Source organism: Butyrivibrio sp. NC2002 (assembly GCF_000702265.1).
Lineage (GTDB): Bacteria > Bacillota > Clostridia > Lachnospirales > Lachnospiraceae > Butyrivibrio.
This window is the reverse complement of record NZ_JNKZ01000007.1, coordinates 507765-532305: the sequence shown is the minus strand read 5'-3', so window position 1 is coordinate 532305 and position 24541 is coordinate 507765. Positions and strand designations below refer to the sequence as shown.

Here is a 24541-nt window from a genome sequence, read left to right as displayed (position 1 = left end):
ACGATGATGATTAATGGTGTACTCATTGCTACTGCAGTTGTAGCGGGCGCCGGTATACTGATAGGGTTGATCCTGGGCGTGGCCGATATGAAACTGCATGTGGATGTAGATGAGAAAGAACAGGCTATTCTTGAAGCTCTGCCCGGTAATAACTGTGGCGGCTGCGGATTCCCCGGATGCTCAGGTTGTGCGGCGGCCATTGCAAAAGGTGAAGCGCCTACCAGCCAGTGTCCTGTAGGCGGACCTGCTGTCGCAGCCAGGATCTCGGAAATAATGGGAGTTGATGCCGGCGAAGCAAAGCGCATGGTTGCATACGTTCATTGCGCAGGAGACTGCGAACAGGCAAGTCAGAGATACGAATACTTCGGAGCAGAGGATTGCCGCGTAATAAATCAGGTTCCGGGACAAGGTCCTAAGACCTGTACATACGGATGTCTCGGCGGAGGAACCTGCGTATCTGTATGTCAGTTCGATGCTATCCATATCGAAAACGGAATAGCAAGGGTTGACAAGGATGCCTGCAAAGCCTGCGGCAAATGTATAGATATCTGCCCGAGAAAACTCATTGACCTGGTGCCTTATGAAGCAACAGAGGTTGTAAGATGTAAGTCACAGGATATGGGCAAAGATGTAAACAAGTACTGTAAGGTCGGCTGCATAGCCTGCCATATCTGTGAAAAGAATTGCCCTGCGGGAGCAATCACAGTAGAGCAAAACGTTGCAGTTATCGATCAGGATAAATGTACTCACTGCGGTTTATGCGCAGAGAAATGCCCTAAAAAGGCAATCGAAATTGTCTGATATACCTATATGGTATCCGGCGACGGAGCCAATGTGCCACTTTCTGACACATTGACTCCGTTTTTCTCTTTTATAAAACCAATCACAAATTACGTCCCCGCCTACCATTCGTGTGGTAGAATATAGCTTGTGGAGAAAAAGATTTTGAAAGGTGAGTATGAAGACTGAAAGACTACATTCTATTGACACTATTCGTGGTATTACAATGCTCAGCATGATACTGTATCACTTTTGCTGGGACTTAAAATATATTAATGGCTTTGATATGACATGGTATGGGACGAGTAGCACGTTCCTGTGGCAGCAAAGTATATGCTGGATGTTTATTCTTATTTCCGGCTTCTGCCTTCATTTTTCAAGAAATGGGCTTAAAAACGGCGCAATTGTATTTTTGTGCGGAGTAGTTGTGAGCTGTGCAACGATGATTGTAATTCCGGAAGCTCCGGTGCATTTCGGGGTGCTTACACTTCTTGGATCGAGTATGATACTTGTTTCGCTTGTTAAGATGTTTGTAAATCTGAAAGATACGGATGGACAATGGTATGTCATTTTGTGTGCAGTTCTTTTTGGGCTGACAAGACATATAAATGCCGGAATCATCGGAATAGGTCCTTTTTATACGTTGCTTCCGAAGAGTCTGTACTCAGGCGGGGGAGCAGATGGTATGGGAATGTCCTTTTTGACATATCTTGGCTTTATGCAAAATGGTTTTTATTCATCTGATTATTTCTCTCTTATGCCTTGGTTTTTCCTGTTTTTGACAGGATACTTTTTATATTTTTCAGCACGTAATTATTTAGATAAGCCTGTTTTTAAGATAAAGATTCCCTTCTTTACATGGTTTGGAAGACATTCCCTTATCGTTTATATGCTTCATCAGGTCGTGCTCTATGTGATATCAATGGTGATATGGCAGATTCAGAACTGAACATTATGTGAGAGCTAATGACATAAAAACAGATGTAGGTGGAAACGATTGAAGGAAAAAGTGAAAAAGGCAGCGCTTGTTTTACTGCCGTTTGCAGTAGTAATTATCATATATGCATTTATGGGGTGTCCTATAAAATTTTTTACCGGAGCTTCCTGCCCGGGATGCGGTATGACGAGAGCCTGGCTTATGGCATTTATGCTCGATATTACCGGGGCTTTTAGTTATCATCCGCTTTTTATGCTGGGACCTGTCCTTATTCTCGCAATTTATCTATATGAAAAGACAAATCGGAAACTCTATTTGGTAGTTTTGATACTTCTGATGATATTGTTTTTTGTGGTATATTTTATTAGGCTTTTTGATCCAAATGATCAAGTGGTTACTTTTGATGTGCAAAAAAGTGTGCTCATAAAAATACTCAGGGCACTATTTAATTAGTATTCTGCTTTGTGCAGAGAAACGGAGACAGAATGAGAAAAACAAAAATTGTTTGTACTATTGGACCTGCAAGTGAATCCGAGGAAATGATCGCCGCTTTATGTAAGGCCGGAATGAACGTTGCCAGACTTAATTTCTCACATGGAGATCACAAGGAACAGCTTGCAAGGATAGAGAAGATAAAGAAAGTAAGAAAAGAGCTGGGACTTCCCATAGCTATACTTCTTGATACCAAGGGACCTGAATACCGTATCGGAACCTTCAAAAAGGGCAAGGTAGTTCTTGAGGCCGGAAAGAAGTTTACATTTACAATTGATGATATCGAGGGAGATGAGCACAAGGTTTCTGTAAGCTACAAGAATCTTGCAAACGAACTCGGCGAAGGAGACAAGATCCTTCTTAACAATGCGCTCCTTGAATTCAAGGTGCTCTCAAGCGATGGCAAGAACATAGAAACAGAGATCATTACAGGTGGTGAGCTTTCAGATAAAAAGAGCATGAGTTTCCCCGGAAAACACATTAAACAGATATATCTTTCAGAGCAGGACAAGAAGGATATCCTTTTCGGTGTTGAGCATGACATTGATTTCATAGCATGTTCATTCGTTTCCGTAAAACAGGACCTTGTAGATGTCCATGAATTCCTTAAAGCTCACGGAAGTGATGACAAAGTTCAGCTTATTGCAAAGATCGAGAATCAGTCTGGCTATGACAACATAGAGGATATATGTGAAGAGTGCGACGGCATCATGGTTGCCAGAGGAGATATGGGCGTTGAGGTTCCTTTTGAGCAGCTTCCTGCAATCCAGAAGGACCTTATTACAAAGTGTCGTATGCTTGGAAAACGTGTCATCACAGCTACAGAGATGCTTGAGTCAATGATACACAATCCCCGTCCCACAAGAGCTGAGACATCCGACGTTGCCAATGCTGTTTATGACGGAACAAGTGCGATCATGCTTTCAGGAGAAACAGCTGCAGGAAAATATCCTGTTCAGGCAGTTGAAACAATGGCCAAGATTGCTGAGACAACAGAGCAGAACATTCACTACAACAAGAGATTCTATAACTATGAGTTCATTATAAAAAATGATGTGGATGCGATATCTCATGCAACCTGCGCAATGGCAATTGATCTTGATGCCAAGGCAATTGTTGCTTGTACACTCTCAGGACGCACAGCGCGAATGGTTTCAAGATTCCGCTCACCTGTTGACATCATAGGTCTTACAACCAATGAAAAGACCTGGAGATGGTTGTCTCTTTCATGGGCAGTAACACCTAAAATGTGTGATGTATTCCCTTCAACAGACGTACTTTTCTACTCTGCAAAGAAGGTTGCTATCGACACCTTCGATCTAAAAGAAGGCGACAAGATAGTCATCACAGGCGGTGTGACAAACGGAGAATCAGGCAACACCAACCTAATCAAAATAGAGGATGTGTAATAACTAAAACCCCATAGGACATAAAAGCCTATGGGGTTTCTGTTGCATAAAAAATCTATCATTCGCAAAAAGCAATCATTAGTTAGCAATAAGAAATAAGACATAAAGCCTCCAAAGTGAGATGATTATATGGGGTTACTAAATATTTGGAGGTAAAAAAGTTTATGGGTAAACAACAAATTCTTATCTACTCGGTGTATGTAATACTACCGATCATTTTGCTTGCAAAAGCAAAGCTTGCAGGAAAGGGCGAGTTTAATGATGCCTTTTCTCTGGAACAGGTAAAAGCATTTCAGGGATTCCTTGCCCTGTGCATAATGCTTCATCACATAGGTCAGAAGACCTGCGCATCATGGCTTTTTCCTAAGACGCGCATAGTACACGGTCTTGATCTGTTCGTTCCTATCGGCTATCTTTTTGTTTCATTTTTCCTTTTTTTCAACGGATATGGTGCTTACAAGAGCTTCCATACCAAACAGAACTATCTGAAAGGCTTTGTAAAAAAGAGAATACTTCCTGTGGTTTTATCTCTTTATACAACCACAGTCATCTTCTTTATAGTAAGGCTCCTTGTTGGTGAAAAGATGGATCTTCAGGGTGCGCTTTTATATCTTACCAGCATCAAACTCTGTAATCCCAATACCTGGTATGTCATTGTGCTTCCGTTTTTCTATCTGGCTTTCTATCTTGCATTTAAATTCATTAAAAAGGATTCCTTTGCTGTGACGGCTGTATTTGGCTTTGTGGCAGCTTATATGCTTCTTGGAACAAGCATAGACCACAATTCATATCTTATTCGCGGTGAGTGGTGGTGGAACTGTGTTCATCTCTTCCCGATAGGTATCCTTTTTGCAAAGTATGAACATAAGATAATACCGCATATTCAGAAGCACTACTACATATATCTTATTGCATCTGTAGCGCTACTTTATCCGCTTTACAGATATTCTGTATTTGCACAGGACTTCTTCTCATATTACGGAGAAAATTTCTTTGCACCCGATAAGGTTATGAGAAGAAGACTTACACTTATCAGCCAGATGCTTGTAAGCACAGACTTTGTACTTGTATGTCTCCTTCCCGGAATGAAGGTTAAGATAGGAAATAAGTTCCTTAAATTCATGGGAACGATTACTCTTGAATTCTATCTGATACACGGATTGTTTGTTGAACTGTGTGATCACACCTTTGACGGAGGAGTTCCTTCACCCTTTACTATAAAGAACGTGTTCCTGTATGTTCTTGTAGTATTTGCACTTGGTGTTCCTTCTGCAGTACTTTTAAAGAAGCTCCATGCTCTTATCTTAGGAGTTGGAAAAAACAAGAAAAATGCCTCAGACAAGAATGCACAGAAAGCTTCCTGAATCAAAGAATAAGAAAAGAATGTCGCTCGCGACATTCTCGCGCCGAGCGCGGTTGCAGAATGCAACATATTCCTTTCGCGCGAGTGCGCATCCTCGCGGAGCATTTTTATTTAATAGGAAAGGAATCTATTAAATAAAAATGCCACCGGCTTCTAACCGGTGGTTTTTTCTTAGTAGTGAAACTTCCCGCATGGCCTCGCAGTATGCGGGAAGTTTACTATATCACTCTTTTCCGCTCCAGCAGTATGTGCAGAGCTTGCATGATTCGATTGGTATAGCCTCAACCATGTCATCAAGACGATGGAAGTGAAGAGAAGTGAAGTTGAGTTCTTTTCTTATCTCTTCAAGCATAGCTTCATACTGAGGTGAATCGGGATCTGTATATTTTCTGACTGTCTCTTCATTTGGTGAAGGATAGCCTTCAAGCTTCTCTATAACTCTTCTTGTTATAAGCTCCATCTCAGAGTTTGAACGAGAGAAGTTTAAGTATTTACAGCCGTACAGAAGCGGAGGGCAGGCAGGCCTTATATGAACTTCCTTTGCACCGCTCTTATATAAGAATTCTGTTGTTTCGCGCAGCTGAGTTCCTCTTACAATTGAATCATCTATAAGAAGGAGGCTCTTATTCTTTATGAGCTGATTGATCGGAATAAGCTTCATCTTGGCGATAAGGTCACGTCTTGCCTGTACTGTAGGCATGAATGATCTGGGCCATGTGGGAGTATATTTTACAAAAGGTCTGGAATAAGGAATTCCTGATGCGTTTGAATATCCGATAGCATGCGCAACACCTGAATCGGGAACGCCTGCTACAATATCGGGATGAAGTCCTCTTGCCATATCGCGTTGGGCGAGCTTTCTGCCGCAACCGTATCTTACATCCTCTACGTTGAGTCCTTCATAGCAGGAAGCAGGGAAACCGTAATATATCCACAGGAATGTGCATATCCTCATCTCTTCAAATGCAGGAGCAACTATTTCCACTCCCTCAGGTGTGATAAAAGCTATCTCTCCGGGGCCAAGCTCCATATAGGGATCATACCCCAGATTAAGGAATGAAAAACTCTCAAATGCAACGCAGAAGCCGTCGTCCTTATGACCGATCTCAACAGGAGTTCTTCCGTATTTATCTCTGGCTGCATAAATACCCTCCGGTGTCATAAGAAGAAGTGTAAGTGAACCTTTTATAATTTCTTGTGCGTAGCGGATTCCTTCAACGATAGTTACTTTTTGGTTGATAATAGATGCAACAAGCTCGGTAGGATTGATGTCGCCGCCGCTCATCTCGAGAAAGTGAGAGCGATTGTCGGCAAAAAGCTTGTTGGTTATTTCGTCCACGTTGTTTATCTTACCAACAGTGGTGATGGCATAAGTGCCGTGATGAGAACGTACAATAAGTGGCTGAGGCTCAAAATCAGAGATACATCCGATTCCAAGATGCCCTTCCATCCTAAGCATGTCGTCTTCAAACTTGGGTCTGAAATATGAACGCTCGATATTGTGAATGGAGCGGTCGAACCCTTTCTTCTTGTCATAGACTGCAAGACCTGCGCGCCTTGTACCCAAATGAGAATGGTAGTCTGTGCCATAGAACAAATCAAAAACTGCGCTTTCACGCGAAGCTACTCCGAAAAATCCTCCCATGGAAACCTCCTGATAATACCCGTTTTTTTCCGATTTCTAAAATAATAGATGCCGGAAATTGAGAATTAAAATGTACAACAACTATAATAACATAGCAGAATGAAAAAGCATTATGCAACCTAAAAATTGTAAAATGGCTTCTTTTTTTATTAAGGTGTCGGAAAATGCAGAAAAATCCTTATAAAATCGGCTTTTTTTTGAAAAAAAGGCTTGTTTTTCGGCACTTGTGATGCTAACATAATTGATGTAATTAAATTTTCTTATATTTGGAGGAAAAAAACATGAACAAGACAGAATTAGTAGAAGCAATTGCAAAGGAGACAGGTCTTTCTAAGAAGGATTCTGAGAAGGCTGTAAAGGCTTTCGTTGATGTTGTTTCAAAGCAGCTCAAGAAGAAGGATAAGGTTCAGCTCGTTGGTTTCGGTACATTCGAGACATCTAAGAGAGCAGCTAGAACCGGTAAGAACCCTCAGACTGGCGAAACAATCAAGATTCCTGCATCAATCGCTCCTAAGTTCAAAGCTGGTAAGGCTCTTAAGGATCTTGTTAATAAGAAATAATTTTGCATTATATTTCAAAAAAAGGCAGGTGGCTTAGCCACCTGCCTTTTTTCTTGAATAGGAAATTTCTCCGAAATTCCTATTCAAGAAAAAACAATTTATAAATTTTTCAGAACTTTTTGTGTTTTTTTGTAGGCTATTTGAGGTTGCAGACATTATAATAGAAATAGTATATATGATTTTGCGATAGTTTGTTTTCTTTGAGGGGCGAAAAAAGAAATGACGATGCAGATGGCCTTGGAAATACTGTATGATGTGAAATTTGTTACTTTAACAATAGGCTATATTCTGATTTTTGAAAAATGTGGTGTTGGCAGACTATGGGCACTTGTACCATTTATCAGAGAGTACAAGCTTGGAGTGTGTGCCGGAAAAGAAGAAGAGGGGCGTACCTATTGTCTGTTTGTAGTGCTTTCTGCAGCTATACGTGTGATCCTTAGTCCGGGAAAACTGGGTATGCGTGAAACAGCAATGATCCTTTTGTTTTTTATAGCTGCCAGTTTTGCATCGTTTATTTATTCGATTAGAATCTTCAATGGTTTGTGCCAGGTTTTTGGAAAGAAAAAGACCTGGATATTTCCATTTATCTTTATTGAAGGTCTTACTCTTATGTTTTGGGGCCTTAATTCCAAGTTTGTTCCTAATAAGAAGATCATGCGGGATGAAGACGATGAAGGCAAAAGTGTTGCTGTATCCGGCGTAAACGTGGATGCTCTGAATGAAGGCCTTACTGTCAATATCAAAGAAAGAACTATTATCAGAAACTTTAAAAAGAAATACATTTTACAGGATATACATTTAAATATACCAAAGGGCCACATGGTGCTATTGCTTGGAGGATCAGGTGCGGGAAAAACCAATTTCCTCAATGCCGTAACAGGTTATGAGCAGGCTGATGCACAGATACTTCTTGATGGAAGCGATGTTTATAATGATTACAGCAAATTAAAATATGACATCGGTTTTGTTCCTCAGCAGGATCTTATAAGAGGAAATGATACCGTGATAAGAACGCTTATGGATGCAGCATCTATAAGGCTTCCGTCCTCAATGTCAGCGAAGGATAAGAGAAAACGAGTATCTGAGGTGCTCGATGACTTCGGACTTACACCATCAAAAAATACATTGGTTGAAAAAATGTCCGGTGGTCAGAGGAGAAGGCTCTCAATAGCCATGGATTTTATATCCGATCCCACACTTTTTATTCTGGATGAGCCTGACTCGGGACTTGACGGTGCTGTTGCCAGGTCACTGTTTGAGAAGCTTCGAGCAATTGCCAATGAAGGCAAGATTGTAATTGTGATAACACATACTCCGGATAGAGTAGCTGATCTGTTTGATGATGTCATCGTTTTATCAAAAGACAGAAGCAGAACCGGGAGACTTGCTTTTTACGGACCTGTTGATGAGGCATATAAGTACTTTGAGGCAACTTCCATGGAAGAGATCGTTGTTAAGATCAATCCAAAAGATGCAGGTGGCGAAGGCAGAGCCGACGAGTACATTGAAAAATACGCCGGACTTATTAAAGGAAAGGCGCTTCTTGCATGAAAAGAAAACACAGTGGACGAATAAAACAGACATTTATATATCTGGGCAAGTTTTTCAGGATGTTTGTCTATCAGAATGACTGGAAGGTAATGCCCATGGCTGCTCTTATAGCAGGACTTGTTTCTATGGTAGTAGGATCGAACCTGTTTAAGACGATGGAAGGAACTCTGATGGGGTCATTTGCCCTGGCCTGTATCTGTATCTGGAATGGATTTTTTAATTCGATCCAGGTAGTGTGCAGGGAGAGAGCAATCATCAAAAGAGAGCACAGATCAGGAATGTATATAAGCTCATATATTGCGGCGCACATGATATATCAGGCTTTTTTGTGCATATGCCAGACCGTGATAACCCTTTATGTATGCCATCTTTCGAGAATGGCATTTCCTGCAAGGACACTGTTTACAAAAAGTATTTACGTGGATCTGGGAATATCACTGTTTCTTACTACGTATTGCGCGGATATGCTTGCGCTTATGGTTTCGTCTATAGCCAAAACCACTACAGCGGCTATGACTGTAATGCCATTCCTTTTGATAATACAGCTTGTTTTTTCAGGAGGGATTTTTACTTTGCCACCCTCATGTGAGTTTTTGACCAATGTGACTATCGCAAAATGGGGACTTACGGCAATGTGCAGTCAGGGTGAATATAACGATCTACCGATGGTTTCTATATGGAACAATGCGGTCAAGATGAAAAATATAGAAGTCGAAGGTGAAAAGCCTCTTAAGGAAGCGCTGATCTACATTGAAGAGCAGGGATACAGAGAAACTATCCTGTATGAAACAGCAAAGAACAATCAAAATGATAATTACGAGTTTTCTAAGGAGAATGTTTTAAGAAGCTGGGAGTATCTATTGTTTTTTGCATTTTTATATGCACTTATTGCGGTAATATCGCTTAGCTTTATCGATAAGGACAAGCGATGATATATATTTTCTTATAAAGGAGGATTTTAATGAAGACAGACGTGATAAAAGTTTTTTCTGACGGGAAGGGAAGAGAAGACGCTTTAAAAGAAACCGTAAAGTTTGCTCAGTATAACGGATTTAATGACAAACAGGCCAGAAGACTCAGACTTATTTCGGAAGAAACTTTGGGAATGATCAGCGCAGTCAGCGTTGATTTCGAGGCTGAATTCTGGCTCGAAACAATAGAGGATGGCTGCGAAGTCCATCTTGCAGCCGATACTTATATCGATTATGACAAGAAGCAGCAGTTTATCGATCTTTCTTCAAAGAAAAAGAATGATGCTGCAAAGGGCTTTATGGGCAAAATCTGGGATGTTATCCAGAACGGACTTCTTTCAATTGATGAAGTTGGAAAGGTTGAAGCTGAGTATGGCTGTGGCGCCATAATGTTCGGAGCTCTCGGCGTATGCGGAGCTGAGCAGATGGCAACTTATCCTACGACATGGTCTCTTGAACAGTACAGAGAGAGCATCGAAGATATGAGAGAGGATGAAGATGCTGCCAAGGAAGCCTGGGATGAACTTGAAAAGTCTATAGTTGCCAACCTTGCTGACGATATTAAGGTATTCATTACCGGTGACAGAGTAGAAATGACTATAGTTTACAAAAAGAAGTAATTTATTTGTATTTATTTAATTGTAATTTTGTGAAATAATATTCTAATAAAGCATATATTAAATAATAATCTTAGGAGGGTAAATTATGCTTAATATTTCAAAGGATGCTAATGGAAAAAACCTTACGGTAGGTCTTGAGGGACGACTTGATACAACTACAGCGCCGATGCTTGAAGAGGAACTCAAAGCATCATTTGAAGGTGTAGAGGCACTTGTATTTGATCTTGCAAAGCTTGAGTATATTTCCAGTGCAGGTCTTCGTGTTCTTTTATCTGCTCAGAAAACAATGAATAAGCAGGGCAGCATGGTTGTTAAAAATGTTTCTGATGAGGTTAACGAAATCTTTGACGTAACAGGATTCGCTGATATTCTCACAATTGAATAAAAGTTATATTGAAAAGAGTTTTTTAAACCAGAGGGGTAATTTTGACAAGGGACAGCTAAAAGATTGTTTTTGTCAATAATCCCTCCGGTTATGTTGCTGTGCCTCATTGTGTCCAGACAACATTATGTTTTAATTTAATAAACCGGCATGAGGGGGTTTATCTGATGAATGAACTAAGCATTGAAAGAAAAGATAATGAGCTTTGGATGCATTTGGATGGAAGAATTGATTCTACTAATGCTCCAAAACTGGAAGAAGAAAGTATAGCTGCCACGAAAGACAGTAATGATCTTTCTATAGTGATCGATGCAGCAAAGCTGGAGTATATTTCCAGTGCGGGACTTCGTGTTCTTTTGCATTTAAGAAAACAGAATCCTACTCTTAAAGTTATCAATGTAAGTCCTGAGGTATACGAGATATTTGATATGACAGGCTTTAATCAGATGATGACTGTAGAAAAAGCCTATAGAGTAGTAAGTATCGAAGGTTGTGATGTCATAGGAAAAGGAGCTAATGGTACGCTATACAGGATTGACAAGGACAATGTTGTAAAAGTGTATAACAATGCCGATGCCCTGGATGATATTCAGCATGAGAGGGAAGTTGCAAGACTTGCCCTTGTACTTGGAATACCTACAGCTATTTCTTATGATGTCGTGAGAGTCGGCGAAAGCTACGGCTCTGTTTTTGAACTTCTAAATGCCAGTTCTTTTTCAAAAATACTTGCAAAGGAGCCGGAAAAGTACGATTGGTGCGTTCAGGAATTTGTTAAAATGCTAAAAACAATTCATTCTACGCAGGTGCCGCAGGGAAAGCTTCCCGATATCAAGGAGACGGTAAATAACTGGTGCAACTTTGTAAAGGATTACATTCCCGAAGAGTATCACAATAAGCTGATGAAGCTTGTTGATGAAGTTCCTTCGGATGATCACATGCTTCATGGAGATTATCACACAAATAACGTAGAACTCCAAAACGGTGAAGTTATACTTATCGATATGGATACTCTGGCTGTGGGAAATCCTATTTTTGAAATTGCATCCATGTTCAATTCTTTTGTTGGATATGGTGAATATGACCAGACTATAGTGGATAATTTCTTTGGCTTTTCATATGAAGTTGCCGGTAAGTTTTTCCATGATACTGTAAAAGCCTATCTTGAGACTGATGATGAGGCAAGAGTAGAAGAAGTTATAAATAAATCAAAAGTTATCGGCTACACACGAATGATCAGAAGATCAATAAGAAGACATGGTCTTGAAACAGAGGAAAAGAAGGCTGAGATAGAGCTGTGGAAGAAGCATCTTCTTGAGAAGCTCGATGAAACAGATACACTTCTTTTCTAAGTCTGACATACTAATTTAAGGAACTATTTAATGGAAAATATAAAAATAGATTTACACATGCATTCTACTGTGTCTGATGGAACAGATACACCCGCTGAAATACTTGAAAAAGTAAAGAAAGAGGGAATTGGTCTGTTTTCCATTACCGATCATGATGCAATTAAAGCTGCGGAGCTAATCCCGCCCTTATTAAAGGCGGATTCTCCGCGCTTTATTTCGGGTACAGAGATATCCTGCAGGGATGAGGATGGCAAATATCATATCCTGGGCTATGGTTACAGACCCGACGGAAAAGCAATAAATGATCTGGTTGAAAAGACACATTCACTTAGACTTTACAAGGTAAATCAGAGACTTGAATTTTTAAAGGACAGCTTTGGTTTTACCTTTTCAAAGGAAGATATAGATGACCTTCTTAGCAATTACAATCCCGGAAAGCCCCATATTGGAAAGCTAATGGTTAAATACGGGTATGTTAATAGCAAGGAAGAAGCAATAGAAAATTATCTTAATAAGAAAAAATTTGCAAATTGCTATGTAAGACCCAAAGAGGCGATAGAGGCAATTCTTGATTCCGGTGGAATACCGGTTCTGGCTCACCCTATCTATGGCGACGGAGGACAGCTGATGCAGGGCGAGGAGATGAGAAAGAGACTTGATAAGCTTACTTCTTTTGGAATAAAGGGTGTAGAAGCTTATTATTCAGGCTTTTCATTTAAGATGATCAATGAAATGCTTGATTTTGCAAAGAAATATGACCTGTATGTTACTGCAGGCAGTGACTATCACGGATCTAATAAGCTGGTAATACTTGGGGATAATAACCTTGAGCCGGATATGGAATATCCGGAAAACCTTCTTAAATTTGTTGAGGATGTTCACAAATATGAGGGGAAATAAAAGGTGAAAATGGAGTTTTGTTGTAATGGGTTTTGTAAGCAAACGAAGAAAGAAAAAAGTTGTCTTTGTCAGTATTATGTTCATGGTGCTTATATCGGCAATAGTATATGCACTAATGAAAAGAGGCCTTGATGAGCTGAAACATGTTTATATTATAAATATTTCAGCTGATATTGCAGGAATGCTTATGGCATTTGTCCTGTATAACAGCTGCATCGTTGATGTGCAAAAAAGCGGGAAAAACTTAAAGTTTCTTCTGCTTCTCATTAATGTAGCTTTTATAGGGCTTTTTTCTGATTCCATAGCATGGCTTGTGGACGGAATTCCTGCTCTCAGATGGCTGAATATTCTTGATAATACAGTCTATTATATCTGTGCGCCTGTTGAGGCATGTCTGTTCTGGCTTTATACGACTTCCTATCTTGGACTTTCTGATAAGATCGTTACCAGATTTACTTACGTTGTTCAGATCGGACTTATCATATCTATACTGTTTTGCGTGATCAATCTCTTTACAGGCTTTTACTTTGTGGTTGGGCCTGATGGAATATATCATAGAAATCCGAAATATATATTTTCAATGGTATATGCGTTTTTCACTATTATATCGTCGCTGGTGATCGTCACCTATGAGCGAAAACGTCTGGAAAGGTATCAGCTTATAGTCTTTTATGTTTATGCATTTGCACCGTTTTTGGTCGGAATACTAACAGCTCTTGTTTATGGCCTTTCACTCGGCGCGCTTATTATTATGCTTGATATCCTGCTTATTTACTGTGTCCTTAATGTTTCTCAGGGTAGGGAAAAAGCTGTTGCAGACAGAGAGCTTGACCTTGCTGCCAGAATCCAGGAGAATGTTCTTCCAAGAATATTCCCGCCTTTTCCTGAGAGGGATGAATTTGATCTGTATGCATCAATGACACCTGCAAGAGAAGTAGGTGGAGACTTCTATGACTTTTTCATGATTGATGAGGATCATCTGGGGCTGGTAATTGCTGATGTTTCCGGAAAAGGCATTCCTGCGGCACTTTTTATGATGATCACCAAGGCTCTTTTGAAAAATCAGACTATGTATTCCAAGAGTCATGATCCCGGAAGAATCCTTACTAAGACCAATGAGCAGCTCTGCGAGAACAATAAAGTGGAACTGTTTGTTACGACCTGGATTGGAATCCTTACGATCTCCACGGGCGAACTCAGATACGCAAATGCGGGACATGAGTATCCGGCTGTAAGGCGCGCAGGAGAGTCATTTGAAATTATTAAGGAAAAGCATTCTCCGCCGCTTGCAACATTTGAGGGACTTAAGTTTTTCACCGGCAGTACGGTACTTAATCCCGGAGATATGCTGTTTATATACACAGACGGCGTAGCGGAGGCTACCAATGAGGAAAAAGAGATGTTTGGCATAGACAGAATGCTGAGCACGCTTAATGAAAAAGCTGATGAAGAGCTAAAAGCAATTGATACTCATCTTAGAGATAAGATATCAGAATTTGTTGGGGAAGCTCCTCAGTTTGATGATATCACGATGCTGTGTCTTAAATATTTTGGAACAGATAGCTCATTAGAAAACAAATAACTTCGAAGGGCTAAGCTGGGTAGTGTAAAGCAAGTTATGAAAACATTAGACCGTCCTAAGGAATCCACCGCAAGCGGTACTCCCTTAGGACCATGGAGGGTATGAAATGGTAAAAAACGGGAAGATACTTATAGCAAAGGCAGATGAAAAGGAATTGTTTCTTTTGCCGAAAATGGCGAACAGACACGGTCTTATTGCAGGTGCGACAGGATCAGGTAAGACTGTAACACTTAAAGTTCTTGCTGAGTCTTTTAGTGAAATGGGAGTTCCGGTATTCCTTGCTGACGTTAAGGGAGACCTTGCGGGAATGGTATGCGAAGGCTCCGGAATGGAAGAGAGAATCGAGAAGTTTGGTCTGTCAGATGAGGGATTTTCTTATAAAAAGTTCCCCGCTACATTCTGGGATCTGTACGGAAAGAACGGCATACAGCTTAGGACTACTGTCTCTGAGATGGGACCGATTCTTCTTTCACGTATTCTTGGGCTCAATGATCTTCAGAGCGATATTCTTACAATAGCATTCAGAATAGCAGATGAGAATGGATGGTTTTTATTTGATACCAAGGACTTAAAGGCACTTTTAAATGAACTGTCAAATAACAACAAGGACTATGCCGAGGAATATGGCAAAATGAGTCCTCAGTCAATAAGTGCCATACTTAGAAGTGTTGTATCCCTTGAAACACAGGGAGGTGACATATTCTTTGGCGAGCCTGCACTTAACATAACTGACTTTTTCAAGACAGATACAGACGGAAGAGGGATGATAAATATTCTGGATGCGCAGGGGCTTATCGGAAATGGAATACTGTATTCCACATTCCTTTTATGGATGCTTTCTGAGCTGTTTGAGAATCTCCCGGAGGTTGGAGACTTAGAAAAGCCCAAGATGGTATTTTTCTTTGATGAAGCGCATCTTCTTTTTAAGGATACTTCAAAAGCACTGACAGATAAGATCGAGCAGGTTGTAAAGCTTATACGCTCTAAGGGAGTAGGCGTTTACTTCATCACTCAGAATCCCAAGGATATTCCGGATGGAGTGCTCGCTCAGCTTGGAAATAAGATACAGCATGCTCTTCACGCATATACTCCTGCTGATCAGAAGGCTGTTAAGGCTGCTGCAGAGTCCTTCAGGGAGAATCCGTCATTTAGCACATTCGATGCGATAATGGAGCTTGGAACAGGCGAAGGCGTAATATCATGTCTTGATGAGGGCGGTATTCCCTGCATTTGCGAAAGGGCTTACGTCCTTCCTCCTATGAGCCGTATTGGCGGAATAGATGATTCGATGCGTGATAACATAATTAAGTCATCTATAATGTATTCTGTTTATGCCAATGCTGTTGATAACGATTCAGCTTTCGAGATGCTAAAGAGAAAGGGAATACTAGATGCTAAGGAAGCAGAAAAGGCAAAGGAAGAGGAAGCATTAAGAAAAGCCAAAGAGAAGGAAGAAGCAGCACAGCTTAAAGCGCAGCAAAGAGCTGCAGAGGCTGAGATCAGAAGAGAAGAGAGAGAAAAAGAAAGAGAAGCTGCTGCTAAAAAGCGCGCTGCAAAGTCTGTCGCTTCTACGTTAACAGGTACTGTGGGCAGAGAAGTAGGTAAGAATTTTGGCAAGAGCTTTGGCAAATTCGGAAAAACACTTGGAGGAAATATCGGAGCCAGCCTTGGAAGAGGCATTATAGGAACTCTGTTTAAATCTTGATATGAGAAAAAAACCAAAAACGTATTATACAGGGCTTATTGTTTTGCTACTTATGTCTGCACTGTATATGATCATTTACCCGCATTTGGGAGAGCTTGGGAGCGGCGATAGTGAAAGCAGCATAGAGACTTCGGAAGTAGTTGAGAGTGCACAAGAGGATACCGCTTCTATTGAAGAAAGTCTTGCTTCTGAAGAAGAAAGTGCTTCTTATGTTGAAGATAGCTCTGATCAGGAAGAAAGTAATGCAGATGAGCATGAAGATGTCTTTTACAATTTCCGCTATCCGGACAGATTGATGGGACACTTCGAAAAACATGGAATAGAAATGGGATTCTCCTCAGAGGAAGAATATTTAGAGGCTGCAAATGCGTTGATAGATAATCCGATGTGCCTTACCAAAACTGAAGCGGAAGATGGAGATATGATCTATTTTCTTGAGTCAACAAATGAAATTGCATTTGTTTCATCCGACGGATATCTAAGGACCTATTTTATATGCAGCGGAATTGATTATTTTAACAGACAATAGGGGGTTATTAAAACCTCCCGCATATAGAGAACCCATGCACCCGTGCCAAGGCAAAAGGGGTAGTTCATAAAAACAATATTCTTTTTAGCAAATGTTTATAACTAAAAAACGTCAATTCTGATAAAATTAAATTGTATTGGTAGACAGCTTCTTTTGCTTTTTCATAGGAGGATTAACTCATGAAGAGGGAACAATTTGTCAGAGCTAATCAACGCGCACTGGTTGTATGTTTGATCATAGTAGTCAGCTGTGCGCTTGCATTTCTTTTTGAAGGCGTTTCAGATGGCTTTACTTCGGGTAGAATATTCGAACTTTTGGCATGTGCAGCAAGTATATGCGTTATGTGTGTTGGCTTTTTCAAGTTCAAAACAGGAAGAAAAGGCGCAGCGATGATAATGCTTGGCGCTACAGTATTGTTTGTTATCTTAATGCTTGTAGAGTGTCAGCTTTACTATGTGACATTTGGACTTTCTATCCTGGTTTCGGGAATTGTCTACATGAATAAGAGAATAATCATTGGTGGAAGTACAGTAATACTAATTATGTATGTTATTACTGCTTTTCGCATATGCATCCCGAGAGGTTATGTGGGTACAGAAACCCTGATGCTGGGAATAGCTGTCGTACTTACAATTATGGCTGCTTTACAGACAAGAGATCTTCTTAGTGCATTTAATACAGAGAGCCACGACACTATTAAGGAACATACGATGGCACAGCAGGCAACGAGCCATGAGATGGGTAAGATTGCCGGAGAGATCTCAGATCTGTTTGACGGAGCACAGGAAGGAATTGAACAGCTTGAAAAGATTATCGAAGATACAAGCTCAGGAATGAGAGATATTGCATCATCAACTGAGAGTACGGCACAGGCTGTAACAGATGAAGCACAGAAGGTTGCTGAGATCAGAGAGCAGACCCAGGTTGCTGACGATCAGAGAACCCAGATGATAGATGCTTCCAAGAATACCAAGGAAATCGTAACAGAGGTTGCTAAAACTATAGAGGTCCTTAGAGATAAGGCAAGAGGCGTTAGAACAGCAAGTAATATTACTGCTGAGTCAACAAGAGCGGTTCTTGATAAGGTAGAAGATGTACAGAAAATTCTCGGATCGATCATGGCTATATCCAAGCAGACCAACCTCCTTGCACTTAATGCATCAATCGAGGCTGCAAGAGCAGGTGAAGCAGGAAAAGGATTTGCAGTTGTTGCAGATGATATCAGAGGACTTTCAGAGCAGACAAATAATGCATCAAATGAGATCACCAACATAATTGCTGAACTTACAGAAGATGCAAATAAGGCTATGGAGAGTATCGATAATACTGTTCAGTCAGTTGAGGAACAGAACCAGGTTATCAGAGATACCGCAGCAGCTTTCGAAACAATCGATTCTAATGTAACAGGACTTATCGACAGGATCGATGACATCGGAGCAAGCATGGAAACCATTGCCCGTTCTACAAATGAGATCAACGATAATATATCCAATCTGTCTGCGACAAGCCAGCAAGTTGCCGCACTTTCAAATGACGGACTTTCAAATGCTCAGGAAGCTGTTGTTAAATTCGATGATTTCAGAGATGCTCTAAAGGGTATCTTGGAGCAGGCTCAGAGGCTGAAACAGCTTAACGAGGAAGAGGAAGAGGAAGAAAGACAATATGAGGCTGCCGAGCAGGAAGCTATGGCAGAGAATTAAAATAAGGAGGTATCTTTAATGAGGGTATTATTTGCTGCAGGAAGAATCAGAGAGGTTACCGATGTTGAAGTTGTGGGTATGGACGTTGGTGATGGCCAGATCATAGGAACCCAGGTAAACTTCATTATGGCAAACGGTAATAAGATTGAATTTATCTATAGCCAGAATGTACCTATTGAAGAATCCGGACAGAGAGCAATCGACTTTGTACAGTCTCTTTACAAAAACGGTTATGGCGATTTCTCCTCTGAACCGGTAGAGATGCTTTAATTAAGATAGATTTAGATGAAAATAAAGCTGTGCACCAGTAATTTGTATCACATGGTGTACAGCTTTTTTGGTGTATTTCATCTGTTTTAATCTACAGTCCGTATGTTGACATTATTGTTGTATAGATTGTAAGAAGAAGTACCAGCATGAAGAAGCACAGCATTCCGGGATTTAGGTATACATCCGGGTGACCAATTCCGGGGATCGGCTTTGAACTGTCGAATTTTACTATGTTTCCTCGGATTATGTAGTATACCAAAAGCACAAGACCTACTATTGCAACTACTGCCTGAAAAGCGGTATAGACGATTGTAGCGGTGTTCAGGCTTCCGTCAGGTGATAGAAGTACTGGCACAAATGCTCCGAAGAAATTGAAGATCATATGCATAGAAATCGTGTATAGCAGATTTCTTGTCTGAATGTATACATATCCAAGTAAAATACCGATCATAAAAGCATAGAAGAACTGAAAAATATTGGCATGTACAAGTCCGAAAATAAGAGCTGAGAGAAAAATCGAATTCCACTCGCCATAGCGCCTTGTATAGCCTATTACCGCATATCTAAAGAGTATTTCTTCAAATATCGGTGCCAGGATGCAGGTTGTTATAAGTACCTGCCAGGGCTGCATTTCACTTATGGTGCGTGACAGGGCATCTGTGATATTGGTGCCGGATATCATGCTAAGTACTGAAGCGATTGCGGCTCCTATGCTGCTTCCGATAAGCCCAAGAGGCATAAGGAAAAGTATGTACATAATATATTCAGATACCGAAAGCTTTCTTCCAATTGTTTTTTCATAGGGCGTTTCAAATGAAAAACCGGGAAGGGGAATATCCTGATATTTTCTGGAATTAAGAAAAAGTATCGTCAATGGAATTGCAATAAAATAACCCGGCAGGGAGGTAAGTATGGTTGAAAGAAACATATTTTCCCTTATAAATACCTGCGCCTGCGAAACCAGTAAAAAAGGATTAATTTGCGGATTATTAAATAAATGAATAAAAGCATATATAAAAAAGAAAATAAACAGCACTATAGTTGACAATACATTTGAAAGCACCAGATAAAATGTAAGTGAAAAACCAAGGTGTGAAAATTTTTTAGTGATAGGTGTCATAAGGCCTCCAAAATACTGAATTTATTGATATAGATGATTATACAAGCATATTTTGAGGGTGTAAAGAAAAGCAGATTATGATATCATAAACCCTATGAGAGAAAAAGATGAAAGCCGTGTGAGCCTCAGAATGCAGAAGAGAGCTGCATATCGGCACGAACTTAGAAAATTTATAAGTGATGGATCTTCGCATTACAAATGCAGATTTGCTGAGCTGTCCTATGAGATGGGTGAGATCTACAGAAAGGGTCTTGGCGTACCCTGCAATGATGCAAGAGCATATTATTACTATCTGCAGGCAGAATACGCGATAATGCTCAGACTCAGAGTCAAGAGGAGAAATGAGGACGAAGCTTTTCTTGCGAAGATAAGACTGATCCTAACTCAGATGAGAAGAAAGCTTGGCTACGGAAGCGAGCGTTTATGCACATCGGTTCATCCCTTTGTTTTGTTTCAGGCTCTTGAAGAAGGGCATGACCTCATGATCTCCTTCAGACGTATGAAGAGCGGTCGTATCAAGGTTGTTGGAGCAAGGATTCCAAAAAGCGGCGAGGGTGAGTGTCCTCAGAGCAGGATGCTGATAACCTATGACAGATTCCACTACTGCGAGTTAAGGGATTTTGTTATAACTTATGCTCAGAATGTCGAAGATATCTGGTATCTTGAAAATGATGACTGCATCAGAGTGGATTCCATCAACATGGTAATAGATGAGAAAAATGGCAACAGAACTGAGTTTTATTACAGGGGAAAACTTGTAGCCTTCATCTGTGCTGAAGATTATGTAGTATCAAGCGGAAGACCCAGATATATTAAGTTCTGACGGGATTGCTCCCTCAAAAATTCAGGAATTACGGAAACTATTTAAAAAAAATGCTCAAAAATACTGAATATTATTGCATTTCTAAGATACTGTGATAATATAGATATATGATTATTTAACAAATATGCATATTGACACGATTTGAAAATCGTTCTGCGGTTTTTGATAGTGTATGAGGGAGAAAAACAGTCGGCAAAACCGGCTGTTTTTCATATTGTGCATGTCATGAGCTCTCCTCTGACTATTATTCATAAAATCTTTCCACATCCGACTTGATTTAACTATTATTAACCGTAGAAAATGCACTCATAAAAGTGCTAAGGAACATAGAATGTTCGATTGAAAAAGTAGAACATTTGTGCTAGATTTATCTATGCAGTTTATCTGCACTGAAAGTACCCATGACGAGGTGGAAATCTCCCGAGCCATTCTATAAGGTGCTCCATGCATTTGGATGTCACTATGGAAGGGAGGTGACGCATATGTCGGACTATGAAATGTTGATGATAATGCTAACTGTGTTAGCATTGCTTTTTACAGCTTGTGGTTTCCTACTGGCGTTGCTTAGCTTTCTCGATAAGAGAAACAACAAGCGAAAAAAATAATGCCTCTCTCGTCTGCGAAACGAAAGAGGCGGCTCTCACTGAGAGCTAAATAATCTTCTTTACGGGAGCATCCACTTTGGAGTGGGTGCTTTCTTTATCTTTACTATAACATCAAATCCTCTTTAATTCAATGCTAAGCAAAAATGAGTAAAAAAATAAGGGCTAGGAGCCTTGGCTCGGGTGCATGGCCTTTACAGGATGTGGAAAGGCTCACTTCCTCATTCGTTCTCAGCGGCTTCAAAGACGCTTTCTATTTTATCCCTGAGCCATATAAGGTCCTGATCAAATGCCTTGAGAAGGGCAGAGGAGTACTTGTCTTTTCTGATGGAATCCGTTTTTTGGATTGCATTTATAAGTGATAGTAGTTCTACTGTCAGCTTTAGAGTCTCGGTCATTTCTTCTGATAAAGAAGATGCTCCGCGTATGCAGCCATCAAGTACACTTTCTATTCTGTCCCCTTTGTGGATCACACTGTTTGAGTATTTTTCTATATCTTCTATGAATTTATGCACCGCTTCGATGATGCCGTCATTTATTTTGTCCTTGCTATCGCATACGGCTCTGAATTCCTTGTTTAGTGCAGAAAGAGACTGGATAAGGATGTTAGTGTAGTTTGTGCTCTGTCTGTAGAATTCATTGCTTGCGAAAGAGTAATTGTCTGCATAGCTTATGGCATCCTTGTGAGCGGATTCTATTGTTTGTATGGATGAAAAGACAGTCTTATAGCCATTTTCAAGTGCGTCAAGCTCTGCATCAAGAGCAGCAGATACTTCATGGATCTGTCTTGCAAGATCGCCTATTTCCGAAGCAACTTTAGTTGAAAACTCTCTGCTTTCTTCATTCATGTGAGTGGCTTCTATCGTAGTATTTAGCGCAACAAGGTCGGCCTTTGAGGACAGCGCATTAAGTGCATCTCTTCTTTCTGAGAGGCTCTGTATGCGATCGTGGTACTGCTCAAGAGCTGAAAAAACATATTCGGTTGATTTTCTGAGTATATGGGAAAACGAGGAATAGCTTCTTAATTTCTCAACAAGCTCACTTTCAGGCATGTATTCCTCAGAGAGTTTGGGCAGATTGATCTGCGGTATCTCTGTTTCTTCATTAGGAAGAGTAGAAAGATCAAGTGCAGGTATATTTGTGGTTGATTCAGAGAGAGCTTCAATTGCACCTTTTACCTGTTCCATGGTGTTTTTCAGGGTGACTACGTCCTGAATATGACCGTTCTCAAGATTCGAAATCCTCTTTAATGTGTCTCCTGCCTCTTCAAAATCCTGATCCTGTTCCATGCAGAAGTTTGAAAGGTCGTTTTCTATCTGATCGCGCCTTCCGCGAAGAGCCATAGGGATATCTCTGATTGGAGATAGGAGTTTACTGAGCTTTTTGTGCGCAATAACTTCCTGCCTTGAGTAGGTGGGTGCGAACTCCTCAAGAGGGGCATAATCACTATAAAATTCTTCCTCTACACCTCTTCCGAACAGAGCCAAAGCACATCCTCCAACATAAGAAAAACATCAAAAAATAGTCACAATTAATAAAGCAAAATAAGACTTTGCTTTGAGCTTATTATAACACAATCTAGTAATAATAGTGTATGCAAAACACAAAATATGGTATAATTAGACATGGAATACACAAGATTTGAAAAAGGTATGCGCGACTTTTTTCGAGTCGGGATTCCTGTACAAACGTCATATTGAGAGGGGTATGTGCATGAAAAAAATCTATGTGCTGGATACTAACGTCCTCATTCAGGCGCCTCACGCATTGAAGTGCTTCGACGACAACGACGTCGTACTTCCACTGGTGGTGCTTGAAGAACTGGATACGCACAAGCGCGATGAAGGTGAGCGAGGTGCCAATGTCCGTGAAGTTATCCGTTTGCTGGAAGAGCTGCGGGAGAAAGGAGATCTGACACAAGGGGTTGAGTTGCAGGACGGCGCGATCTTGAGGGTTGAGAAGAACTACAAAGACGTCGAACTGCCAAAGGATATGGTGGATTATAAATCCGATAACCGCATCCTTAGAGTGTGCAAAGGGCTTACAGATACCAAAAAGGAACAGGTTATCCTGGTAACTAAGGATATTTTGATGCGTATCAAGGCGCAGCTGCTTGGTATAAAAGCTCAGGATTTTACAACTGAACAGGTAGTATCACATGGTGAACAGTATGCCGGAAGAATAAGAGTATTTGCTCCGGAGGATGTTTTCAAAGAATTCAGGAGGAAGGGGGTTCCTGTTGATCAGGTTTATATCTGCGACGAAAAGGGCGAGAAGGTAAAACCTGTTTTATACGAAAATGAATTTGTAGTACTTGTGAGTGACCAGGCCACTAATAAGACACAGATGGGCAGGGTTGATCACGGAGTTATCAAAAAACTTGAGTTTGAAAAAGCTCAGCCCTACGGGGTAACACCCAGAAATGCAGGACAGTACTTCCTTCAGGAAGCGCTTATGCAGCCTGCTGACAAGGCTCCGCTTGTTATAGTAAAGGGTATGGCAGGCACGGCCAAGACATTCTATTCACTGGCAGTCGGCCTTGAAAAGATGGTAAACAGACCGACCGGAGAATATAGAAGAATATTGGTATGCAGACCTAATTCCCAGTTTGATGATGATATAGGATTCCTTCCCGGGGATGAGCAGGAAAAGATTGGACCGCTTATGAGACCGATCATAGATAATCTTGAACAGCTCATTGATTCCAGCGAGGAAGAGAGATATCAGGATGAAAAAGAGCTTGCCGACAAGACCGAGGAGATTTTTGAAAGAGGTATTGTTCAGGCTGAGGCGCTTAACTTTATAAGAGGCCGCTCAATCCTTAAAACCTATCTGATAATCGATGAAGCTCAGAATATGACACCTGCTCAGGCAAAGGGTATCATTACAAGAGCAGGAAAGGATACCAAGATAATCCTATTGGGCGATCCAAACCAGATAGACAGACCATTCCTTGATGAGAGGACAAACGGACTGTCGTATGCCTCAGAGCATATGAAGGGGTCCGAGCTGTGCTGGCAGATTTCTCTTACAACGGAAGAGTGCGAGAGATCAAAACTTGCAATGGATGCGATCGGAAGGATGAGAGATAAGGATAAGTTCTGATGATTTAGTATATGGATTCCGCAAAGATAGTTACGATCTTTGCGGAATTTTTTTCGATATTTTTGCATATATTCTGTATTCATATTGTTTTATGATATTGACATTTATTTTCAAATTGTAGATAATTATATCTGTGTTAGCAAAGA

The 24541-nt window shown here is 40.6% G+C and carries 22 protein-coding genes; 19 read left to right on the top strand and 3 right to left on the bottom strand.

Going from position 1 to position 24541, the window contains the following annotated elements; genetic code table 11:
- Positions 1–3: 3 nt before the first annotated feature.
- The 5 genes from T543_RS05580 (at position 4) to T543_RS05560 (ending at position 4982) form a co-directional block, all read left to right on the top strand.
- The gene (locus T543_RS05580) at positions 4–801 is read left to right on the top strand and encodes an RnfABCDGE type electron transport complex subunit B (protein ID WP_035766407.1); all 798 of its coding nucleotides are present in this window, start codon (positions 4–6) and stop codon (positions 799–801) included.
- Between the two features lie 157 nt (positions 802–958).
- The gene (locus T543_RS05575) at positions 959–1729 is read left to right on the top strand and encodes an acetyltransferase domain-containing protein (protein WP_035766405.1); all 771 of its coding nucleotides are present in this window, start codon (positions 959–961) and stop codon (positions 1727–1729) included.
- A gap of 48 nt (positions 1730–1777) precedes the next feature.
- Positions 1778–2170 carry a DUF2752 domain-containing protein gene (locus T543_RS05570; RefSeq protein WP_035766404.1) on the top strand — a complete coding sequence of 131 codons (393 nt, stop codon included), beginning with the start codon at positions 1778–1780 and terminating at the stop codon, positions 2168–2170.
- Between the two features lie 32 nt (positions 2171–2202).
- Positions 2203–3618, top strand: a complete 1416-nt coding sequence (gene pyk, locus T543_RS05565; protein ID WP_035766400.1) for a pyruvate kinase — start codon at positions 2203–2205, stop codon at positions 3616–3618.
- 164 nt (positions 3619–3782) lie between these two features.
- Positions 3783–4982, top strand: a complete 1200-nt coding sequence (locus tag T543_RS05560; protein WP_035766397.1) for an acyltransferase family protein — start codon at positions 3783–3785, stop codon at positions 4980–4982.
- Between the two features lie 222 nt (positions 4983–5204).
- Here the strand turns inward: T543_RS05560 and T543_RS05555 are convergent, their stop codons facing one another.
- Positions 5205–6626 carry an amidophosphoribosyltransferase gene (locus tag T543_RS05555; protein WP_035766395.1) on the bottom strand — a complete coding sequence of 474 codons (1422 nt, stop codon included), beginning with the start codon at positions 6624–6626 and terminating at the stop codon, positions 5205–5207.
- A gap of 281 nt (positions 6627–6907) precedes the next feature.
- Here T543_RS05555 and T543_RS05550 point away from each other — a divergent pair, with 281 nt between their 5' ends.
- From T543_RS05550 to T543_RS05495, 12 genes are all read left to right on the top strand, one after another.
- Positions 6908–7186 carry an HU family DNA-binding protein gene (locus tag T543_RS05550; RefSeq protein WP_035766392.1) on the top strand — a complete coding sequence of 93 codons (279 nt, stop codon included), beginning with the start codon at positions 6908–6910 and terminating at the stop codon, positions 7184–7186.
- A 219-nt stretch (positions 7187–7405) separates the two neighbouring features.
- The gene (locus T543_RS05545; RefSeq protein WP_242839474.1) at positions 7406–8737 is read left to right on the top strand and encodes an ATP-binding cassette domain-containing protein; all 1332 of its coding nucleotides are present in this window, start codon (positions 7406–7408) and stop codon (positions 8735–8737) included.
- Entirely contained in the window at positions 8734–9669 is a 936-nt protein-coding gene (locus tag T543_RS05540) for an ABC transporter permease (RefSeq protein WP_035766390.1), read from the top strand. Before T543_RS05545 ends, T543_RS05540 begins: the two co-directional genes overlap by 4 nt.
- A gap of 29 nt (positions 9670–9698) precedes the next feature.
- Entirely contained in the window at positions 9699–10328 is a 630-nt protein-coding gene (locus tag T543_RS05535; RefSeq protein WP_035766389.1) for a hypothetical protein, read from the top strand.
- 85 nt (positions 10329–10413) lie between these two features.
- A complete protein-coding gene (locus T543_RS05530; protein WP_035766388.1) occupies positions 10414–10713 on the top strand; it encodes an STAS domain-containing protein in 300 nt (99 codons plus the stop codon).
- A gap of 164 nt (positions 10714–10877) precedes the next feature.
- Positions 10878–12059 (top strand): anti-sigma factor antagonist, encoded by a 1182-nt coding sequence (locus T543_RS15110; protein WP_051638561.1) that lies wholly within the window; start codon positions 10878–10880, stop codon positions 12057–12059.
- 30 nt (positions 12060–12089) lie between these two features.
- On the top strand, positions 12090–12959 hold the full coding sequence (locus T543_RS05520) for a PHP domain-containing protein (RefSeq protein ID WP_051638560.1): 870 nt from the start codon (positions 12090–12092) through the stop codon (positions 12957–12959).
- 25 nt (positions 12960–12984) lie between these two features.
- Positions 12985–14541, top strand: a complete 1557-nt coding sequence (locus tag T543_RS15105) for a PP2C family protein-serine/threonine phosphatase (protein WP_051638559.1) — start codon at positions 12985–12987, stop codon at positions 14539–14541.
- Positions 14542–14647: 106 nt separating this feature from the next.
- A complete protein-coding gene (locus tag T543_RS05510; protein WP_035766386.1) occupies positions 14648–16246 on the top strand; it encodes a helicase HerA-like domain-containing protein in 1599 nt (532 codons plus the stop codon).
- Position 16247: 1 nt separating this feature from the next.
- Entirely contained in the window at positions 16248–16775 is a 528-nt protein-coding gene (locus T543_RS05505) for a hypothetical protein (RefSeq protein WP_035766384.1), read from the top strand.
- A gap of 179 nt (positions 16776–16954) precedes the next feature.
- Positions 16955–18475 (top strand): methyl-accepting chemotaxis protein, encoded by a 1521-nt coding sequence (locus T543_RS05500; RefSeq protein WP_035766381.1) that lies wholly within the window; start codon positions 16955–16957, stop codon positions 18473–18475.
- An 18-nt stretch (positions 18476–18493) separates the two neighbouring features.
- On the top strand, positions 18494–18745 hold the full coding sequence (locus T543_RS05495) for a hypothetical protein (RefSeq protein ID WP_035766379.1): 252 nt from the start codon (positions 18494–18496) through the stop codon (positions 18743–18745).
- A 91-nt stretch (positions 18746–18836) separates the two neighbouring features.
- Here T543_RS05495 and T543_RS15100 read toward each other — a convergent pair whose 3' ends face one another.
- Positions 18837–19865 carry a CPBP family intramembrane glutamic endopeptidase gene (locus tag T543_RS15100; protein WP_051638558.1) on the bottom strand — a complete coding sequence of 343 codons (1029 nt, stop codon included), beginning with the start codon at positions 19863–19865 and terminating at the stop codon, positions 18837–18839.
- 94 nt (positions 19866–19959) lie between these two features.
- On the opposite strand from T543_RS15100, the gene T543_RS05485 reads away from it, so the two are divergent.
- Complete coding sequence (locus T543_RS05485) at positions 19960–20688, top strand: SEL1-like repeat protein (RefSeq protein WP_035766376.1); 729 nt, start codon at positions 19960–19962, stop codon at positions 20686–20688.
- Between the two features lie 823 nt (positions 20689–21511).
- Here T543_RS05485 and T543_RS05480 read toward each other — a convergent pair.
- Complete coding sequence (locus tag T543_RS05480) at positions 21512–22777, bottom strand: hypothetical protein (protein ID WP_035766375.1); 1266 nt, start codon at positions 22775–22777, stop codon at positions 21512–21514.
- 226 nt (positions 22778–23003) lie between these two features.
- Here T543_RS05480 and T543_RS05475 point away from each other — a divergent pair, with 226 nt between their 5' ends.
- On the top strand, positions 23004–24395 hold the full coding sequence (locus tag T543_RS05475) for a PhoH family protein (protein ID WP_035766374.1): 1392 nt from the start codon (positions 23004–23006) through the stop codon (positions 24393–24395).
- Positions 24396–24541 lie beyond the last annotated feature (146 nt).

What these genes read in the sequence shown, in the direction of transcription:
- T543_RS05580 (WP_035766407.1), top strand. Translation starts at nt 4, where the DNA reads ATGATGATTAATGGTGTACTCATTGCTACTGCAGTTGTAGCGGGCGCC.
- T543_RS05575 (WP_035766405.1), top strand. Translation starts at nt 959, where the DNA reads ATGAAGACTGAAAGACTACATTCTATTGACACTATTCGTGGTATTACA.
- pyk (WP_035766400.1), top strand. Translation starts at nt 2,203, where the DNA reads ATGAGAAAAACAAAAATTGTTTGTACTATTGGACCTGCAAGTGAATCC.
- T543_RS05560 (WP_035766397.1), top strand. Translation starts at nt 3,783, where the DNA reads ATGGGTAAACAACAAATTCTTATCTACTCGGTGTATGTAATACTACCG.
- T543_RS05555 (WP_035766395.1), bottom strand. Translation starts at nt 6,626, where the DNA reads ATGGGAGGATTTTTCGGAGTAGCTTCGCGTGAAAGCGCAGTTTTTGAT.
- T543_RS05550 (WP_035766392.1), top strand. Translation starts at nt 6,908, where the DNA reads ATGAACAAGACAGAATTAGTAGAAGCAATTGCAAAGGAGACAGGTCTT.
- T543_RS05545 (WP_242839474.1), top strand. Translation starts at nt 7,406, where the DNA reads ATGACGATGCAGATGGCCTTGGAAATACTGTATGATGTGAAATTTGTT.
- T543_RS05540 (WP_035766390.1), top strand. Translation starts at nt 8,734, where the DNA reads ATGAAAAGAAAACACAGTGGACGAATAAAACAGACATTTATATATCTG.
- T543_RS05535 (WP_035766389.1), top strand. Translation starts at nt 9,699, where the DNA reads ATGAAGACAGACGTGATAAAAGTTTTTTCTGACGGGAAGGGAAGAGAA.
- T543_RS05530 (WP_035766388.1), top strand. Translation starts at nt 10,414, where the DNA reads ATGCTTAATATTTCAAAGGATGCTAATGGAAAAAACCTTACGGTAGGT.
- T543_RS15110 (WP_051638561.1), top strand. Translation starts at nt 10,878, where the DNA reads ATGAATGAACTAAGCATTGAAAGAAAAGATAATGAGCTTTGGATGCAT.
- T543_RS05520 (WP_051638560.1), top strand. Translation starts at nt 12,090, where the DNA reads ATGGAAAATATAAAAATAGATTTACACATGCATTCTACTGTGTCTGAT.
- T543_RS15105 (WP_051638559.1), top strand. Translation starts at nt 12,985, where the DNA reads ATGGGTTTTGTAAGCAAACGAAGAAAGAAAAAAGTTGTCTTTGTCAGT.
- T543_RS05510 (WP_035766386.1), top strand. Translation starts at nt 14,648, where the DNA reads ATGGTAAAAAACGGGAAGATACTTATAGCAAAGGCAGATGAAAAGGAA.
- T543_RS05505 (WP_035766384.1), top strand. Translation starts at nt 16,248, where the DNA reads ATGAGAAAAAAACCAAAAACGTATTATACAGGGCTTATTGTTTTGCTA.
- T543_RS05500 (WP_035766381.1), top strand. Translation starts at nt 16,955, where the DNA reads ATGAAGAGGGAACAATTTGTCAGAGCTAATCAACGCGCACTGGTTGTA.
- T543_RS05495 (WP_035766379.1), top strand. Translation starts at nt 18,494, where the DNA reads ATGAGGGTATTATTTGCTGCAGGAAGAATCAGAGAGGTTACCGATGTT.
- T543_RS15100 (WP_051638558.1), bottom strand. Translation starts at nt 19,865, where the DNA reads ATGACACCTATCACTAAAAAATTTTCACACCTTGGTTTTTCACTTACA.
- T543_RS05485 (WP_035766376.1), top strand. Translation starts at nt 19,960, where the DNA reads ATGAGAGAAAAAGATGAAAGCCGTGTGAGCCTCAGAATGCAGAAGAGA.
- T543_RS05475 (WP_035766374.1), top strand. Translation starts at nt 23,004, where the DNA reads ATGAAAAAAATCTATGTGCTGGATACTAACGTCCTCATTCAGGCGCCT.